The sequence below is a fragment of the Cryobacterium sp. HLT2-28 genome (genome assembly GCF_004402495.1).
In the GTDB taxonomy this organism is placed as follows: domain Bacteria; phylum Actinomycetota; class Actinomycetes; order Actinomycetales; family Microbacteriaceae; genus Cryobacterium; species Cryobacterium mannosilyticum.
Window position 1 is genome coordinate 91,350 of the sequence record NZ_SOFH01000017.1, and the last position, 15,838, is coordinate 107,187.

The following is a 15,838-nucleotide window of genomic DNA, read 5'->3' on the forward strand; positions in this document are numbered from 1 at the left end:
CCTGCCCGTGCAGAAGCGTGTCTGCGGTGCGGAGGAGGTCGTCGATCAGCGCACGGGCGCTCCCATACCGGACCAGAGGCGCTCCCTGGCCCGCCCACAGAGACATGAGATCTCCGACTCCGCGGTCTGCGGCCGTGGGACGGAAACGTCCGGTGAGCCAGTTCTGCACAGGAAACGGTGCGATTCGATCCGAGTCTTCGAGGTCGCGCGTGAGGCGGTTCGGGACCCCCTGGCGAGTCGGCCACTCAACGCCTTGGTCAGGACCGTGTGGCCGGCGCCCTCGCTGCCAATGGCGGCACGGTGCACGGGTGCGGCCTCGGACTCCTCGGTTGCGAGAAACGCCGTACCGATCTGGACCGCGTGGGCACCCAGATTGATCGCCGCCGCCACGCCTCGGCCGTCGGCGATCCCGCCGGCAGCAATGACCGGAACAGAAACGGCGTCCGCAACCTGGGGCACGAGAGCGAAGGTGCCAACGAGTGAGTCTTCGGGTTTCCGAAGAAAGGACACGCGGTGACCACCAGCTTCCATACCAGTAGCGACGATGGCGTCCACGCCGGCACTATCGAGAGCAATCGCCTCATCGACGGTCGTGGCCGTGCCAACTGTGAGGATGCACAGCCCCCGCGCGGCGTCGAGGACCTGCGCCGACGGGATACCGAAGACAAAACTCAGCACCGCCGGCCGCGCTTCGAGCGCCGCGGCAAGCTGTTCGTCGAAGGGGGGCAGGTAGGCGGCTGGACGCAGCGGGAACTCCACCTCGAGTTCGTCAAAGTATGGTCGCAACACGTCGAGGTAGTGGCCAAAAGTTTTCTCATCCGGACGGGTCTCGTCGCTTTCCTCGTGCGGTAGCCAGAGATTGAGCGCGAAGGGTTTCGACGTCGCACGGGCCAGGTCCCGCGCCGTCGTGGTGATTCGGTCGTAGTCGTAGCCATACAGCCCGTAGGACCCAAGGCCCCCCGCTTCGCTAACCGCGGCGGTGAGCTTAACGGAAGAAAGTCCGCCAAAAGGGCCGAGCACGATCGGCATCTCAATACCGAACAATCGGGTGGCTGGAGTGTCGCGCCAGGAACTGTCGGGATTCATGAGTTCGCTTTCGTCGTATGTCGCGTTCGGAAGTGACTATTTCATGATCGTCTCTGAAGGCCTACGATCTCGAATACTGGGAGGTTCTTGATGGCTGGGCAACGCAATCCGGGCGAGATCGTAGCTCGCGGTGAACCCGTCTGCTGGCTTGAACGAGTGTGCCCGGAATGCGGCGCGCTGGTCGAGGCGGACCTACCGGCATTGTGCTGGCGCTGCGGCGTCGAGGTCCAACCCCCCTGAATCCACCCTCGGCCAGCCTGTGAGGATATCCGGACACTCGGGTTCTGACCCTGGTCAGGCCTGTCTGGCAACCTTGGCTCACCGCACCTGTGAGCTGCAAGGGCACTGGCTTGGCGCGCCGACACCATTGAGCACCGACCGTGGCCAGTGGGACATCGATGATGTCAGGTGCCAGGGTCATTGGCGAGGTATTCGGCCAGAATCCGCGCATGGTTTATCTGCGGGTCTTTCGCGCCGTAGACGAGGGTGATGGTCGTCGCGCTGCGCGTCCCGAGTGCGCGCAACTCGGCGATGGCACGGACGGACTCAGGGGCGCCGTCAAGTTCGGCGCGGTACCGAGTGGCGAACTCCTCGAGGCGTTCCGAATCATGATTCCACCACATGCGCAGTCCTGGCGAGGGGGCCACGTCCTTGAGCCACGCATCGAGGTGAGCACGCTCTTTCGTTATCCCGCGCGGCCACAGACGGTCGACCAACACCCGGTAGCCGTCGTGGTCGGACACTTCGTCATAGACGCGCTTGATCCCTATGGTCATGAGAGCACTGAGGGCGTCGGACCCGTGACCCCTGGCACTGCGGCGGAAGCGACGCCGGGGAAGACTGCCTGATTCCAGGACCGGCTTGCGTTTCGACTCATCTCGTTCTCCCTTCTAGAGACTGCGTCATAGGTGGGCGCATCTATCGCGTCCTTACCTGGACCGATTCCGACGGTCATGGCCACCTCTGGGTGGTTCAGGTCGAACGCGGGCCGTTCGGAGCGGATGCGCGGGATCGAGGTGAAGTTGTGCCGCGGCGGCGGGCAGGACGTCGCCCACTCGAGCGAGGCGCCGAAGCCCCACGGGTCGTTCACGGTGACCAGCGGAGCCTTCCGCGCCGTGATGTACACGTTCAGGAAGAACGGGATCATCGAGACGGCGAGGATCATCGCGCCGATCGTCGACAGCTGGTTCATCCAGGTGAACCCGTCTTCGGGCGAGTACGACGCGTACCGGCGGGGCATCCCGACGACGCCGAGCCAGTGCTGCACGAGGAAGGTGGTGTGGAAGCCGATGAAGAGGAGCCAGAAGTGCCACTTGCCCAGGCTCTCGTTGAGCATCTTGCCGGTCCACTTGGGCCACCAGAAGTAGAAGCCACTGAACATGGCGAAGACGACGGTGCCGAAGATAACGTAGTGGAAGTGCGCCACGACGAAGTAGGTGTCGGAGACGTGGAAGTCCAGCGGCGGCGACGCGAGGATGACACCGGTCAGCCCACCGAAGGTGAACGTGACGAGGAACCCGAGGGCCCAGAGCATCGGAGTCTCGAAGGTCAGCGACCCGCGCCACATGGTGCCGATCCAGTTGAAGATCTTCACCCCGGTCGGTACCGCGATCAGCATGGTCATCAGGGAGAAGAACGGCAGCAGAACGGAACCGGTGACGTACATGTGGTGCGCCCAGACCGCGACGGACAGTGCCGCGATGGAGATGGTCGCGTAGATCAGGGTCTTGTAACCGAAGATCGGCTTGCGGCTGAAGACCGGGAACACCTCGGACACGATGCCGAAGAACGGCAGCGCGATGATGTACACCTCGGGGTGGCCGAAGAACCAGAACAGGTGCTGCCACAAAATGGCGCCGCCGTTGGCCGGGTCATAAATATGGGAAAGGAAGATCCGGTCGGATGCGGCGGCGAGGAGCGCGGCGGCCAGCACCGGGAAGGCCATCAGCACGAGGATGGAGGTGACCATCGTGTTCCAGGTGAAGATCGGCATCCGGAACATGGTCATGCCCGGCGCGCGCATGGTGATGATCGTGGTGATGAAGTTCACGGCGCCGAGAATGGTGCCGAACCCGGACAGGCCAAGGCCCACCATCCACAAGTTGCCGCCGACCCCGGGCGAGAAGGTCGTGCTCGCCAGCGGTTGGTAGGCGAACCAGCCGAAGGATGCCGCTCCCTGCGGCGTGAGGAACCCGCCCACTGCGATGAGGCTGCCGAAGAAGAACGCCCAGAAGGAGAACGCGTTGAGCCGTGGGAACGCCACATCGGGCGCGCCGATCTGGAGCGGCATCAGGGAGTTCGCGAATCCGAAGAACAACGGCGTCGCGAACATCAGCAGCATGATCGTGCCGTGCATGGTGAAGAGCTGGTTGTACTGCTCTTTCGTCTGCACGACCTGCAGGCCGGGCTCGAACAGCTGGGCCCGGATCACCAGGGCCATCACGCCGGCGAGGCAGAAGTAGACGAAGGAGGTGATCAGGTACATGTACCCGATGACCTTGTGGTCGGTGGAGGTGATCCACCGCACCAGGACGTTGCCCTTCTGGTCTGAAGACGGCGGGCCCGGGTGCGGGATACTCGCGGGTTCCGTCACCGTGGCCGATCTCAGATCTTGAATCCGCTCGGTCATCTTCTTGCACCCCACTCACCTGTGATAGACAGCCGATCGAAGAGAGCGCGGGTGAGCCGTCGACAGCCGTACACGCCCTCGACCTGGCTCGTATGGTGCAAGAATTTCTCCACGCTTCTCCCTCCCGACGGCACCTTGCGGCTCCGCATCGGCTGTGGGATGCGACGCACACTCCCGACGACTGGGACCAGGTGCACTACATTGTGAGGATATAGCTCATTTTTAAAGCTGGCAATGGTTGTGACTCCGCGACCGTTGCGGCCGCACTCAGTGGGTCAGGACGCCTGCGCCCCGCAGGAACGAAGCCTCAATGGAACAGGTTCAGACCCAAACAGGGATCGGTCACGCAGGGGTCGTCGCACCTAGCAGGTGTCCCATTCGTGCCTGCTTGGTCGACAGGTAAGCGGTGTTGAACGGACTTTCTCCGACGACGAGCGGCACGCGCTCCACGACGATGCCGCCCCGAGCCAATTGGTGAAGCTTGTCAGGGGTATTCGTGATCAACTGCACCGAGTGAATGCCAAGTTCGTCCAAAATCGCCACAGCGGCTGAGTAGTCGCGTTCATCGGCAGGGAGTCCGAGCGCGAGGTTGGAATCCAACGTGTCCAAACCAGACTCCTGAAGTCGATATGCCTTGAGTTTGTTGATGAGACCGATACCGCGCCCCTCGTGGCCGCGCATGTAGATGACGACCCCGCCGCATCGAGCGATCATGTCGAGCGCCGCATCGAGTTGCGGGCCACACTCACACTTCAGCGACGAAAATGCCTCACCGGTGAGACACTCGGAATGAACGCGGACGAGCCCGCCGTCACCGAGGAGACCCGAGACGATAGCGAGGTGTTCCGCGCCGGTGACAAGATCCCGATATCCCCGAAACTGAAAGTGCCCATATTTTGTGGGCACTCGGGTTTCGACCTCGAAGACCACCCGCGCGTTCACCGCGCAGCCCGAAGCGCTGCATCGACAGTGTCAGAAAGCTGCCTCCACGAGGCGATGAATTTGTCGACTCCTTCGCGTTCCAGTGTCGCGGTGGCGTCATCGTAGGAGATACCGAGCGCGGTGATCGCGTCCATAACCGCCTGCGCAGACCGATAGGTGCCGGCAATGGAATTGCCCCGAATATTGCCATGGTCGAACACTGCCGCGAGTGTCTTTTCCGGCATCGTGTTGACTATTCCGGGCGCGACAAGGTCGACCACGTAGGTCGTGTCAGGTAACGAGGGGTCCTTGACCCCAGTGGACGCCCACAGCGGCCGTTGAACGTGTGCGCCATCGGCAAGTAGCTCTCTGGCACGGTCGGTTTCGAACTCGTGCTGGAAGATCTGATAGGCGAGCCGCGCGTTCGCGATACCCGATTTCCCTTTCACAGTCTGCGCCGCGTCGGTGCCGATGGCGGTGAGGAGCTTGTCGAATTCGGTGTCGACGCGGGAGACAAAGAATGACGCCACGGAATGGATGCTCCGCAGATCGATGCCTGCGGCGCGCGCGCTCTCCAACCCGCTGAGGTAGGCGAAGATGACTTCCCGATAACGGACGAGGCTGAAGATCAGGGTGACATTGACGCTAATCCCGAGCGCGGTCGCCGTGGTGATTGCTTCGAGACCCTCGACTGTGGCAGGGATCTTGATGTAGACGTTCGGCCGATCGATTTTCGTCCTGAGCTTTTTGGCCTCGTCAACCGTGCCCGCCGCGTCGTGGGCGACGTTCGGACTTACCTCGATCGAGACCCATCCGTCGATACCGTCGGTGCTGTCGAGAATGGGGCGCAGGATATCGCACGCCGCGGCAACATCGTCGGTGGTGAGTTCGCATACGGCCTCGGCCAAGGTGGTGCCGGCTGCGGCCAGGTGAGATATTTGCGCGTCGTACGCGTCGCCGGTGGATAGTGCCGCCGCGAAGATGCTGGGGTTCGTGGTGATGCCGACGACATGGCGTTCAGCGATGAGCATCCGGAGCCCCCCAGAAAGTATCCGTTCTCTTGAGAGGTCGTCCAGCCAGATGCTGACCCCTTCCTTGGAGAGCGCATCAGTGGGCGAGCTCGATGGGGTGTCTCGTGTCGCATTCATGTTCAAACCGCGTCCAACGGGATTTCAGTGTTTTCGAGATCCTGAGCTTCCACGTGCTTGCCGCGGCGAATGAGGCCCTGCAGGGCGTCGTTCACATCCCAGACGTTCACGTTCATTCCAGCAACTACTCGACCGGAAGCTAGCCAGAACGCGATGAACTTGCGTGCACGTCGGTCTCCTCGAAAGACGACCTGGGCCCCACGGGTGAGCGGGCCGAACCCCGAGTACTCCATTCCCAGATCGAATTGGTCAGTATAGAAGTACGGAATGTCCTCGTACGAGACGTCAGCGCCGAGCATCGCGCGGGCGGCCGTGCGGCCACCGTTCAACGCGTTTGCCCAGTGCTCGCTGCGCAGGCGTATGTCGGCCAGCGGGTGATATGCGTTCGCAATATCGCCAGCGGCGAAGACGTCCGGATTGCTGGTCCGAAGCGAGGCATCGACGATCACTCCATTGTCGACATCGAGTCCTGCGCCGACGGCCAGGCCGATGTTCGGAGTCGCGCCGACACCGACAAGGACAAGGTCTGCCGGAACGACTTCTCCGCCGGCTAGCATCACCGCACTCACTCGCCCATCTGAGCCCACAATGCTGTCCACCACAACGGAGAGCCGGAGCTTCACCCCGTTCTCCACATGCAGATCGGCGAACATCTGGCCGAGCTCGTCACCGAGCGCATTCGCCAACGGGACCGGATCGCGTTCGAGGATTGTCACCTCGTTGCCCAGCGACCGTGCGGTCGCCGCGACTTCCATGCCGATCCAGCCAGACCCGATCAGAACGAGCCTCTTTCCGCCGTCGGCCAGCTGGGCACGCAGCGCGTCTGAGTCCTCAAGCGTGCGAAGGTACCGCACACCGTCGAGCTCCACCCCCGGAATCGTCAGCGTCCGCGGCGACGAACCGGTAGCAAGAAGGAGCTTGTCGTACCTGACGACCTCGCCGTTTGCGAGCCCGAGCTCGCGACGAGCAAAATCAAGCTTCTCCGCCGTCGTGTTGGAAGAGAATTCGATCTCGTTCTCCGAGTACCACGTGTCCGGGTTGACGAACACCGACGCGCGGTCCGACGCACCGCTTAGATAGTCCTTCGAAAGCGGCGGACGGATATATGGTCTGTGTGTCTCTGCTCCGATCAGACGCACTCGGCCCGTGAACCCTTCCTCCCGCAACGTCCTGGCCGCTGAAGCGCCCGCCAGGCCGGCACCGACGATGACAAAGTTTCTTGAGCCGGACATTGTCGCTCTTTTCGATTTGGGTGTCGAGCGTTCTCCGCTCTCGGATATCACGACTGTAGAAGCATCCACATTCTTTTGTCAAGATTAACTATTTTAGAGATAGGCTGACCACATGAATCCACAAGCCCGGCTCGATAACATCGCTGCAGTGGCCTCGATCAACGACCCCGTTCGCAGATCACTCTTCGATTTCGCAGTACGCAGTGAAACGGCGATCGGGCGAGACGAAGCCGCCACAGCATTGGGCATCCCGCGCGGAACGGTTGCATTCCACTTGGACCGCCTGGTCGAAAGCGGTCTGCTCACAACTGAGTTCCAGCGCCGAACAGGCCGGACCGGTCCCGGCGCGGGACGACCCTCAAAGCTCTACCGACCCACCAGGGCCGAAGTTGTCGTCTCCCTACCGGAGCGACACTACGATCTCGCTGCAGACCTGCTCAGCTCGGCGATCGAGGAATCGGACCGAACCTCCGAACCCATCCGCCAGGCACTCATTCGGGTATCGACCGCCCGTGGCCGCGCACTGCGAATCAGCGCAGGGTCGTTCGCCGCGATGCTCTCGGACACAGGCTACGAGCCCCACGACAGGGTTCACGGGGGCAAGGTGCTCACCAACTGTCCCTTTCACCGGCTTGCCTTGAGCCACACGGAAATAATCTGTCAAGCGAATCTGGCGCTACTGCAAGGTGCGGCGGAAGGCGAAGAGGAAATCCGTTTCGACCCAGGTGAAGGACGATGCTGCGTGCAGATCGGCGCATAGAAGAGAAAATGAAGCTCTGACGAAGATTGCCGGCAAGCAGACGTCGCCCAGGCGCTCGGCACCGCGGCGATCTACGCCGGTGCGCGAAACCTCGCCTCCATGCTCAACGCCGCTGAGACCCACACGGGCTCCCACGTGGCCAGCGAAAACCGGCCCGTGACCCCAAGCCACCAGCGGGTGAGCTGCGATCAGCGCCCCACCCGTCCCCGAGGCTACGGGCAAACTGGAAGAGAGCGTATGCGGCCTGTCTCGTCGACGACGACGCCTGCGCACACTGCCTTGGACGCAAGGACCTAGGAATTTGCACGTCGGCCATGGATGACCAGGTGAAAAGGATAGGCCGCCGCCGACGGCACATGGACTGCACAGCCTTACGGATCCACAGACTCAACGAATGGCGGTTAATCCGCCATCGACGACCAAAGCTGCTCCTGTGATGTAGGAGGCGGCGGCGCAGAGGAACACTATCATCGGGGCGATTTCTGTCGGGCTGGCTTGCCGTTTCAGCGGCACAGGGTCAAGTGGACGGCCCTATTTCCACGACAAGGGCATTGAATATTACCGCTACGTTTCACCCTCGTCTTCTCGCTGAATCTGGTCTAGCGAGTCAGAGCGTTAGGCTGTGAAAATGGCGTCTGAGGGTGGCACGCGCGTGGGTTCCGCTGTCCGTGGGATGCCTCCGGGCTACTTCGCGCTGGTCATGGCCACGGGAATCATTTCGGTTGGGATGCACCTGATCGGCGTCCGAACGCTCAGTGTCGCCCTCCTGATCGTGTGTGCCACGGCCTACCTGGTACTCATCGTGCTGACCGGATGGCGGTTCGTCGCCTATCGGGTCGCCTTCCTCGAAGACTTGCACGATCCGCACCGGGGCTTTCAGTTCTTCACTTTCGTGGCCGGCACCAACGTCTTGGCCGCGCGCCTGGCCATCGAGGGCTGGTTCGCGGCGGCCGCGACGCTTCTGGGGGCTTCCGGCCTCACCTGGCTACTACTCGGCTATGTAGTCCCCTGGCTCGCTGTCTTGGGCCATACGGCGCGGCCCGTACTCGGCGCTGCGAACGGCACCTGGTTCATCTGGGTTGTCGCAAGCCAATCGGTCGCCGTCGTGGCAGCCGCCTTGGAGCCCGCATCTGGGGATGCACGGGCGTTGCTCGCGGTCCTTGCCATCCTGTCCTGGTCTGTGGGCATCTTCCTCTATGGAGCCGTGGGTGTTTTCGTCGCATTGCGACTGGTGCTGTACGAAATCCGCCCGAAGGACATGGACGCGCCGTACTGGGTATCCATGGGCGCCTGTGCGATCACGGTGTTGGCGGGCGCACGAATCGTCGAGATGGCAGACGCACCGATGGTGAGCGCGACAAGAGGCCTTGTTGGAGGTGTCTCCGTCATGTTTTGGGCGTTCGCCACCTGGCTTGTCCCCGTGCTCATCGCGGTCGGGTTCTGGCGTCATGTCAAGCGCCGCCTACCCCTCCGTTATGGAGCAACACTCTGGAGTATCGCGTTCCCGGTCGGAATGTACGCCGTCGCCGGCATCTATCTCGGCCAGGCCGACAAACTTCCGCTGGTTGGACAGATCGGGACCGCCTCACTCTGGGTGGCCCTGGCCGTCTGGGTGACCGTGTTCACCGCAATGGTCCGTCAGCCGCTCAGGGATGGCGGATACCTTCGTGGAGAACGTGAGAAGCCGATTACCCCGACGCGCCGGCTTTCGCCGGCGGATGGAGAGAGTGAGGACTGAACAGTGCAGAAAATCTCGATCGAGGCGCTCGCCCGCCAACAGCTCAAGGCCGCCACCAACAGCACGAGTGGTCGCGCAGCCGACACGGTCTTCGGGGGTCACGAGAAGATCATGCGTCAAACGGTCATCGCCCTGCTCGACGGGAGGTCCCTGAGCGAGCATGAGAATCCGGGCGAGGCAACAATTTACGTCCTCAGCGGGCGGGTACAGCTGAGAATGGACGACGTCGTCTGGGAAGGCCGCACCGGGGATCTCCTGATCGTTCCTGATGCACGCCATAGCCTCGCCGCGATTGAAGATTCCACGGTCCTGATGACCGTCGCCAAAAAGGGCTAGGCCATGGCGCTTGGCTGAACCCGGCCGGTGCGGGAGTGAATAGCTGCCTCAGCTGCAGCCACTCGTGCTGCCACAGCTTTCGCAGGCGTAGCACGAATCCAACGGTCGCATAGCGGTGCCGCAAGACATGCACAGTGGCGCATCCAGGATGAGCCCTGCTGAGCCTCGAGCAGTTCCGCCGAGAAATGTATCGAGTGAGTCGCCGAGGAGCCAACAGGCCAGTAGTGGCGATCGTCAGGAGTGTCCCAGCGAATACGTGGAGCGTTGCGCGGGCAGTCGTTCAGTGCCTTTCCAGGCACGAGCAACAAGAGGATGCCTCGGCTGACTCCAGTACCGAGGGACTCGGGAGGGCAAGTGAGGACCTGCGCCGGGCTCTCCAGGTCCGACGCCATCCAGCACGGTCGGGACTCGGCGACCCCTGTGGATTGACAGGCGAAACGCCGCGCGCTCCTGCGGCAGGTGCCGCACCGACGTCGGTGAAGTCGGGAACCTGAATTTCGTGGTCGACGATCGCTCCGTCTGCGATAAAGGCACCTCGGCCGACCTGCGTGTAGCTGCCCAGGCGCGCTTGGTTGCCGACGACCGCATCAGGTCCAACATGCACGTTGGCTCCAATGAATACTCCCGCGCCGATGATCGCCCGGTGATCGATCCAACTCCCCTGCCCGATCCACGAGCCCGGCCCGACCTGGGCTCCGCTCTCTACATAGGCTGCGCTCGAGACAAAGGCGCTGGGGTAGACACGAGCACCGGGGGAAACAAGCCCCTTGCCATTCACGTGACGCCGGTATTTCGACACTTCACCTGGGTTGAGTTCCACTTCCAGACTCATTCTTACCAATTTGTAACTCCTCGTTTCGTCTTGCAACATGGCTCGTTCGATCCCGCCCTCATCTCGAGGACTCCCGGGAAATCGCTCCGGGACCGACCCGTCATTCGAGTGGCCGGTCCCATCGGCCGTCAGGCGATGATTGTCCACGGAGTCTCGATCAGGCGGGTCAGGGTCTGCAGGAACTGCGCGGCCACGGCGCCGTCGATGATCCGATGGTCCGCCGACAGGGTGTAGCGCATCCTGTGCCGGACGACGATTTCGCCGCCCACCACGACCGCTTCGGGGGTGGTGCCGCCGACAGCCAGGATCGCCCCTTCGGGCGGGTTGATGATCGCGGTGAATTGCTCCACGCCGAACATCCCGAGGTTGCTGATCGTGAAGGTTCCGCCCGACATCTGGGCCGGCGTGAGCTTCTTGGCGTTGGCCAGCATGACCAGGGCCTTGGCCTCCGTGCCGAGCTGGCTGACCGTCTTCTGGTCCGCGTCCTCGATGACGGGAACAACGAGGCCATTGCCGGAGGCGACTGCCACACCGATGTTGACGCGGTGGTGCACCAGCATCTCGCCGCTCGGGTCATCGATATAGGACGCATTCACCTCGGGGTGCTCGCGCAGGGCGAGCGCGCTCGCCCGAATCAGCAGGTCGTTGATGCTCACCCTCGGTCGGCCGGCCAGAACAAGCTGCGCGTTCAGGTCAGTGCGCAACTGCACCAGATTCTCCGCGTCCGCTGCGGCCGTGACGAAGAAGTGCGGGATGCTGCGGGCGCTCTCGCCCAGCCGTCGTGCGATGATGCGGCGCATATTACTGAGCGGGACGGCCTCGGATGCACGCTTGTCGTCGGCCTCATGCGCGACTGCGGAAGTTTCCGCAGCGGGCGCAGCGGTCACCGATGTGCTGAGCGCGCCAGGACCGGGACCCGTCGCCTGCGCGAGCAGTTCGTCGGTATCCGCCCGGATGATTCGACCGCCGGGCCCCGTGCCGCGCACCTGGCTCAGGTCGAGATGGTGCTCCCGTGCGAGTTTGCGCACCAGCGGCGAGGCAAAGAGGCGATCGCTTCCCCCGGAGGCCTTTTCGGTGGCCGAAGCAGGTGCCGAGTCGGGGCTCGCGGGGGCATCCTCGGTCAACACGACAGGGGCCGTCGCGGCAGAATCGGCCGCGGCGGCGGGCGTCGCCCCTGGCGCAGGACCTGTGCTCGGCTTGCCGTCGTCGAGCAGTGCGATGGGCACGCCGATGGAGACCAATTTGCCCTCGGGCACAAGATGCTCGGACAGAGTGCCGGCCTCGTAGGCTTCATATTCCATCGTGGCCTTGTCGGTCTCGATCTCGACGAGCAGGTCGCCGACCTCGACTCGGTCGCCGGGCTGCTTGTGCCAGACGGCGATGGCGCCTTCCTCCATCGTGTCGGAGAGGCGGGGCATGGTGATTTCGATCATGATTGTGCACCCATCGGGTAGCGGCGACGACCGACGGCATCGAGGGTCTGGCGAATGGCGCCGATGACGTCATCGACCGACGGCAGCGCAGCTGTCTCCAGTGGTTTTGAGTAAGGCAGCGGCACTTCGGCCATCGCGACGCGTCGAACAGGCGCGTCCAGATAGTCGAAGGCGCCGTCGGAGATGGTCGCCGCGATCTCAGCGCCGATTCCGTAGGTCAGCCAATCATCCTCAAGGATGACGGCGGCATGCGTCTTCTTCACTGACTCCACGACCGTTTCCCGGTCGAGCGGACGCAGGCTGCGCAGGTCGATGACCTCGATGTCCAGGCCGTCCGATTCCGCGAGCCGTTCCGCAACCTGAGACGCAACATAGGCCATCCGCGAATAGCCGATCAGGGTGATGTCGCTCCCCCGACGGGTGACGGCTGCTTTACCGATCTCAGCCGGCACGTCACCGTCGGGCACCTCCCCCTTGTTGTTGTACAAGGACAGATTCTCCAGGAAGAGAACCGGGTCGTTGTCCCGAATCGCCGCGATCAGAAGCGCCTTGGCGTCGGCGGGTGTGCTGGGCGCCACGACCTTCATCCCGGGCACGAAGGCATAGAAGAGCTCGATGTTCTGCGAGTGAGTCGCACCCAGCTGCTGGCCACCGCCACCCGGCGTACGGATGACCAGGGGAACCCTGGCCTGTCCGCCGAACATGCCGTATATTTTGGCAGCGTGGTTCACGATCTGGTCGAGGGCTAGCAGGGAGAAGTTGATGGTCATGATCTCGACGACGGGGCGGAGACCAAGCATTGCGGCACCGATGGCGGCACCGGTGAAGCCCTCTTCGGCGATGGAGGTGTCCCTGACACGCTTCTCACCGAATTCGTCGAGCAGTCCGGCGGTGATCTTGTAGGCGCCTTCGAAGAGGCCGATTTCCTCGCCCATCAAGAACACGTCCGTGTCCCGGTGCATTTCCGAGCGCAGAGTATCGTGCAGCGCCTGTCGATAGGTCATGATGCTCACTGGCTGACTCCGTACTCGGGGATTGGTGCAGGTTCGAACAGAGGTTGCCCTGGCAACCGATGGGAGTCGTTTGCGACAGGTGTGGCGTAGGTGTAGTCGAAGAGGGTCGACACGTCGGGGAATGGACTGTTTTCGGCAAATGCCGCGGCCGCGGCCGCCTGTGCGATTGCGTCCTGGTCGATGGACGCCAATTCCTGCTCGTCGAGCAGTCCGTCCGCGAGGAGCGTCGCCGCAAAGGCAGGAACCGGGTCTCGCTCTTTCACCTGGATCATCTCTTCGGCTGAACGGTACTTTGCGGGGTCAACGACGGAGTGTCCTCGGAGCCGCTCGGTCACGACTTCGAGTAGGAACGGCTTGCCGGCACGAGCCATCGCGACCGCCCGTTCGGTCGCCTCGAACACGGCGAGGGGATCGAGACCATCGACGCGTTCGGACGCCATCCGGTAGGCGGATGCCCTCTTGTAGAGATCGGGCTCCGCGGAAGACTTCTCGACCGTCGTGGCCATCCCCAGCGCGTTGTTGATGACGACGTACACGATTGGCAGATTCCAGAGTGACGCTATGTTCAGGGATTCGTGGAAGGCCCCGATGTTCGTCGTTCCGTCGCCCATCGTGCACAGGACGATCTCATCCCCACTGCGATAGTCGATGGCCAGGGCTGCTCCCGTGGCGAGGGGGATCTGACCGCCGACGATGCCGTAACCGCCCAGCATCCGCTTCTCAAAATCGAACATGTGCATGGACCCACCCCACCCCTTGGACACGCCATCGGCCCGGCCATACAGCTCCGCCATCACCCGATTGGGATGGATGCCGCGAGTTATCGCGTAACCATGCTCGCGATAGTTGGTGAAAAGGTAGTCGCTCGGGCGAAGCGCCGCCATGAGTCCGACGACTGCGGCCTCCTCGCCAAGATTCAGGTGGCAGTATCCGCCGATCATCGCCTGAGTGTAGGCCCGCGCCGCTCGCTCCTCGAACCGGCGAATGAGCATCATCTGGCGGTAGAAACCGACCCAGCGTTTGCCGGTTCCCTCTTCGGCCAGTGGCGAGGCTGGGGCACGTTCCACCGACCGCGCGGGCGGTATGGGCACCTGCGGCACCCGGGAGGTCTTGGGGGCCGCTGTTGTTCGCGGACGCGTGGACATAGGAGCACTCCCTGCTCGGCCTTCGTAAGGTCGGGGATCGACGAGTCGTAGCAATCTTTAATGATACGAATTGGTTTCATTCTACATCGAAGAGTACGTTTGAGGTAAGAATTCTTCCCACATCCGAAGGGCTCACCGTGGACCCAGCGACCACAGCGCACACCGTTCGCAGACGCGGCCGTCCCACAGAGGCGGGGCGCATCGAACGTCGAGGGCAGATCCTGGATGCCGCCCTGCCGATCTTTCTCGGCTACGGCTTCGGCAACGCGACGGTCGACCGGATAGCGGTCGCGGCCCGGGTCACCAAACGCACCATCTACAGTTACTTCGGCAACAAGGACGGTCTGTTCACCGAGATGCAACGACGCCTCGCCGCGAACGTCAGCGGCGAGTCAATGGTTCCAGAGACCCTGGAATCACTGGCCACGCGCATCGTGTATGGCTTGCACTCAGCCCAGATGATTGGGCTGCACCGGCTCGTGATCGCCGAATCGCTACGGTTTCCGGAACTCGCTCGAAACCTCCACGACAACGGCGACATGCAGCACATCAGGCGCCTGGCGGACCAACTTCGAGCCGAGCACGGCCCGGCTGTTGCAACCCGTGCGGAATCGCTCTACGCACTGCTTCTGGGTGAGGACTATCGGCGGCGGCTACTCGGGCTGCTGGGTCCGGTGACGGCTGCCGAGGCCACGATCCACGCACAGTCGGCACTAGCGCTCATCTGTCTGACGAACAGCGCGGACGTCGAGCACCCCGCAATCACCGAGAACGATCAGTGACCTCGACTATCGGGAGGATCGTGATGGACGGCAACCCGCGTGACGTTCCCGCCCGTGGTGACCCTGTCTGCTGGCTCGAGCGAGTGTGTCCGGAATGCGGTGCGCTGGTCGAGGCTGACCTGCCGGCAATGTGCTGGCGCTGCGGCGTTGGGGTCCAGCCTTCCTGAAACCGAGCTCCTGGGCATCACCGTCAGGTCTGCTCGACGGCCACGGCCATCGGAGACGCGATAGCGGATCTCCCGGCCACTCGGATGCCGGATGGGCCGCGGCCGTCGGTGCGCAGGTCGTAGATGGCCAGCACGTGCACACCGAGATACTCGGCGAGCTCACTCGTCGTGAGGACTGGCTCGAGGCCGAGCCCAGAGAGGATTTCGGCATTCATATACCGTAGGTGTCCGAGGACACCCCAACTCACTCGAACTGGGTCGTGCACCCTCTCCGCGAACGCCCAAAACAGACTGGCGCCGCGGAATATACGGTGAACAAACGTCGAATGCATCAAGTCTTGCCCTTCCAATGAGGACAAGAAACCCAGGTCAAACTATTTCTCGTGTAGCGGGAGCGGGAATTGAACCCGCGACACCACGATTATGAGCCGTGTGCTCTAACCAACTGAGCTACCCCGCCACGGCCTGTCGGCTGCAAGAGCTTCCAAGCCTGAGCCCCCTGTGGGAATCGGACCCACTACCTCTTCCTTACCAAGGAAGTGCTCTACCAATGAGCTAAGGGGGCAGAACTTCCAACGGGCAGAAGCTGAGCCTTTGTTTTTCGGCAACCGGTAAA

15 protein-coding genes, 2 tRNA genes and 1 pseudogene are annotated in these 15,838 nt (G+C 62.8%); 4 read left to right on the top strand and 14 right to left on the bottom strand.

All coding sequences use genetic code 11. From position 1 onward, the window contains the following. Positions 1-45: 45 nt before the first annotated feature. The 6 genes and pseudogenes from E3O48_RS07245 to E3O48_RS07270 all read right to left on the bottom strand — a co-directional run bounded on the left by E3O48_RS07245 (position 46) and on the right by E3O48_RS07270 (position 7,016). A complete protein-coding gene (locus E3O48_RS07245; RefSeq protein ID WP_370249404.1) occupies positions 46-1,086 on the bottom strand; it encodes an NAD(P)H-dependent flavin oxidoreductase in 1,041 nt (346 codons plus the stop codon). A gap of 404 nt (positions 1,087-1,490) precedes the next feature. Beyond that, positions 1,491-1,862 (bottom strand): DUF488 domain-containing protein, encoded by a 372-nt coding sequence (locus E3O48_RS07250; protein WP_134537888.1) that lies wholly within the window; start codon positions 1,860-1,862, stop codon positions 1,491-1,493. Then, the gene (gene ctaD / locus E3O48_RS07255) at positions 1,859-3,715 is read right to left on the bottom strand and encodes a cytochrome c oxidase subunit I (protein WP_134537889.1); all 1,857 of its coding nucleotides are present in this window, start codon (positions 3,713-3,715) and stop codon (positions 1,859-1,861) included. The genes E3O48_RS07250 and ctaD overlap by 4 nt, the downstream gene beginning before the upstream one ends. Before the next feature lie 342 nt (positions 3,716-4,057). Continuing rightward, positions 4,058-4,651 (bottom strand): annotated as a pseudogene (gene ribA, locus E3O48_RS07260) (GTP cyclohydrolase II); the annotation flags it as partial. Positions 4,652-4,653: 2 nt separating this feature from the next. Further along, positions 4,654-5,784, bottom strand: coding sequence for a transaldolase (gene tal, locus E3O48_RS07265; protein ID WP_134537891.1), 1,131 nt, complete (start codon positions 5,782-5,784; stop codon positions 4,654-4,656). A gap of 2 nt (positions 5,785-5,786) precedes the next feature. After that, positions 5,787-7,016: an NAD(P)/FAD-dependent oxidoreductase gene (locus E3O48_RS07270; protein ID WP_134537892.1), complete on the bottom strand. Its 1,230-nt coding sequence runs from the start codon at positions 7,014-7,016 to the stop codon at positions 5,787-5,789. 112 nt (positions 7,017-7,128) lie between these two features. On the opposite strand from E3O48_RS07270, the gene E3O48_RS07275 reads away from it, so the two are divergent. Further along, positions 7,129-7,776 (top strand): metalloregulator ArsR/SmtB family transcription factor, encoded by a 648-nt coding sequence (locus E3O48_RS07275; RefSeq protein WP_134537893.1) that lies wholly within the window; start codon positions 7,129-7,131, stop codon positions 7,774-7,776. 387 nt (positions 7,777-8,163) lie between these two features. Here the strand turns inward: E3O48_RS07275 and E3O48_RS07280 are convergent, their stop codons facing one another. After that, a complete protein-coding gene (locus E3O48_RS07280) occupies positions 8,164-8,289 on the bottom strand; it encodes an SDR family oxidoreductase (RefSeq protein WP_134537894.1) in 126 nt (41 codons plus the stop codon). Positions 8,290-8,404: 115 nt separating this feature from the next. Between E3O48_RS07280 and E3O48_RS07285 the strand changes: the two genes are divergently transcribed. Together E3O48_RS07285 and E3O48_RS07290 are read left to right on the top strand one after the other, a co-directional pair. Beyond that, complete coding sequence (locus E3O48_RS07285) at positions 8,405-9,514, top strand: tellurite resistance/C4-dicarboxylate transporter family protein (protein ID WP_134537895.1); 1,110 nt, start codon at positions 8,405-8,407, stop codon at positions 9,512-9,514. Between the two features lie 3 nt (positions 9,515-9,517). Next, on the top strand, positions 9,518-9,850 hold the full coding sequence (locus E3O48_RS07290) for a cupin domain-containing protein (protein WP_134537896.1): 333 nt from the start codon (positions 9,518-9,520) through the stop codon (positions 9,848-9,850). A 280-nt stretch (positions 9,851-10,130) separates the two neighbouring features. Here E3O48_RS07290 and E3O48_RS18320 read toward each other — a convergent pair whose 3' ends face one another. From E3O48_RS18320 to pdhA, 4 genes are all read right to left on the bottom strand, one after another. After that, positions 10,131-10,721 carry a hypothetical protein gene (locus E3O48_RS18320; protein ID WP_134537897.1) on the bottom strand — a complete coding sequence of 197 codons (591 nt, stop codon included), beginning with the start codon at positions 10,719-10,721 and terminating at the stop codon, positions 10,131-10,133. 89 nt (positions 10,722-10,810) lie between these two features. Then, on the bottom strand, positions 10,811-12,115 hold the full coding sequence (locus E3O48_RS07300; protein ID WP_174774768.1) for a dihydrolipoamide acetyltransferase family protein: 1,305 nt from the start codon (positions 12,113-12,115) through the stop codon (positions 10,811-10,813). Continuing rightward, positions 12,112-13,119: an alpha-ketoacid dehydrogenase subunit beta gene (locus E3O48_RS07305; protein WP_370249449.1), complete on the bottom strand. Its 1,008-nt coding sequence runs from the start codon at positions 13,117-13,119 to the stop codon at positions 12,112-12,114. The genes E3O48_RS07300 and E3O48_RS07305 overlap by 4 nt, the downstream gene beginning before the upstream one ends. A 5-nt stretch (positions 13,120-13,124) precedes the next feature. Beyond that, positions 13,125-14,228 carry a pyruvate dehydrogenase (acetyl-transferring) E1 component subunit alpha gene (gene pdhA, locus E3O48_RS07310; protein ID WP_241982441.1) on the bottom strand — a complete coding sequence of 368 codons (1,104 nt, stop codon included), beginning with the start codon at positions 14,226-14,228 and terminating at the stop codon, positions 13,125-13,127. A 182-nt stretch (positions 14,229-14,410) separates the two neighbouring features. On the opposite strand from pdhA, the gene E3O48_RS07315 reads away from it, so the two are divergent. Beyond that, positions 14,411-15,055 (top strand): TetR/AcrR family transcriptional regulator, encoded by a 645-nt coding sequence (locus E3O48_RS07315; RefSeq protein ID WP_166788645.1) that lies wholly within the window; start codon positions 14,411-14,413, stop codon positions 15,053-15,055. Between the two features lie 190 nt (positions 15,056-15,245). On the opposite strand, the gene E3O48_RS07320 is transcribed toward E3O48_RS07315, so the two are convergent. The 3 genes from E3O48_RS07320 to E3O48_RS07330 all read right to left on the bottom strand — a co-directional run bounded on the left by E3O48_RS07320 (position 15,246) and on the right by E3O48_RS07330 (position 15,787). Further along, positions 15,246-15,437, bottom strand: coding sequence for an AlpA family transcriptional regulator (locus E3O48_RS07320; protein WP_134537901.1), 192 nt, complete (start codon positions 15,435-15,437; stop codon positions 15,246-15,248). Between the two features lie 171 nt (positions 15,438-15,608). Further along, positions 15,609-15,682: transfer RNA gene (locus tag E3O48_RS07325), tRNA-Met, on the bottom strand. Positions 15,683-15,715: 33 nt separating this feature from the next. Further along, positions 15,716-15,787, bottom strand: a tRNA-Thr gene (locus E3O48_RS07330). Positions 15,788-15,838 lie beyond the last annotated feature (51 nt).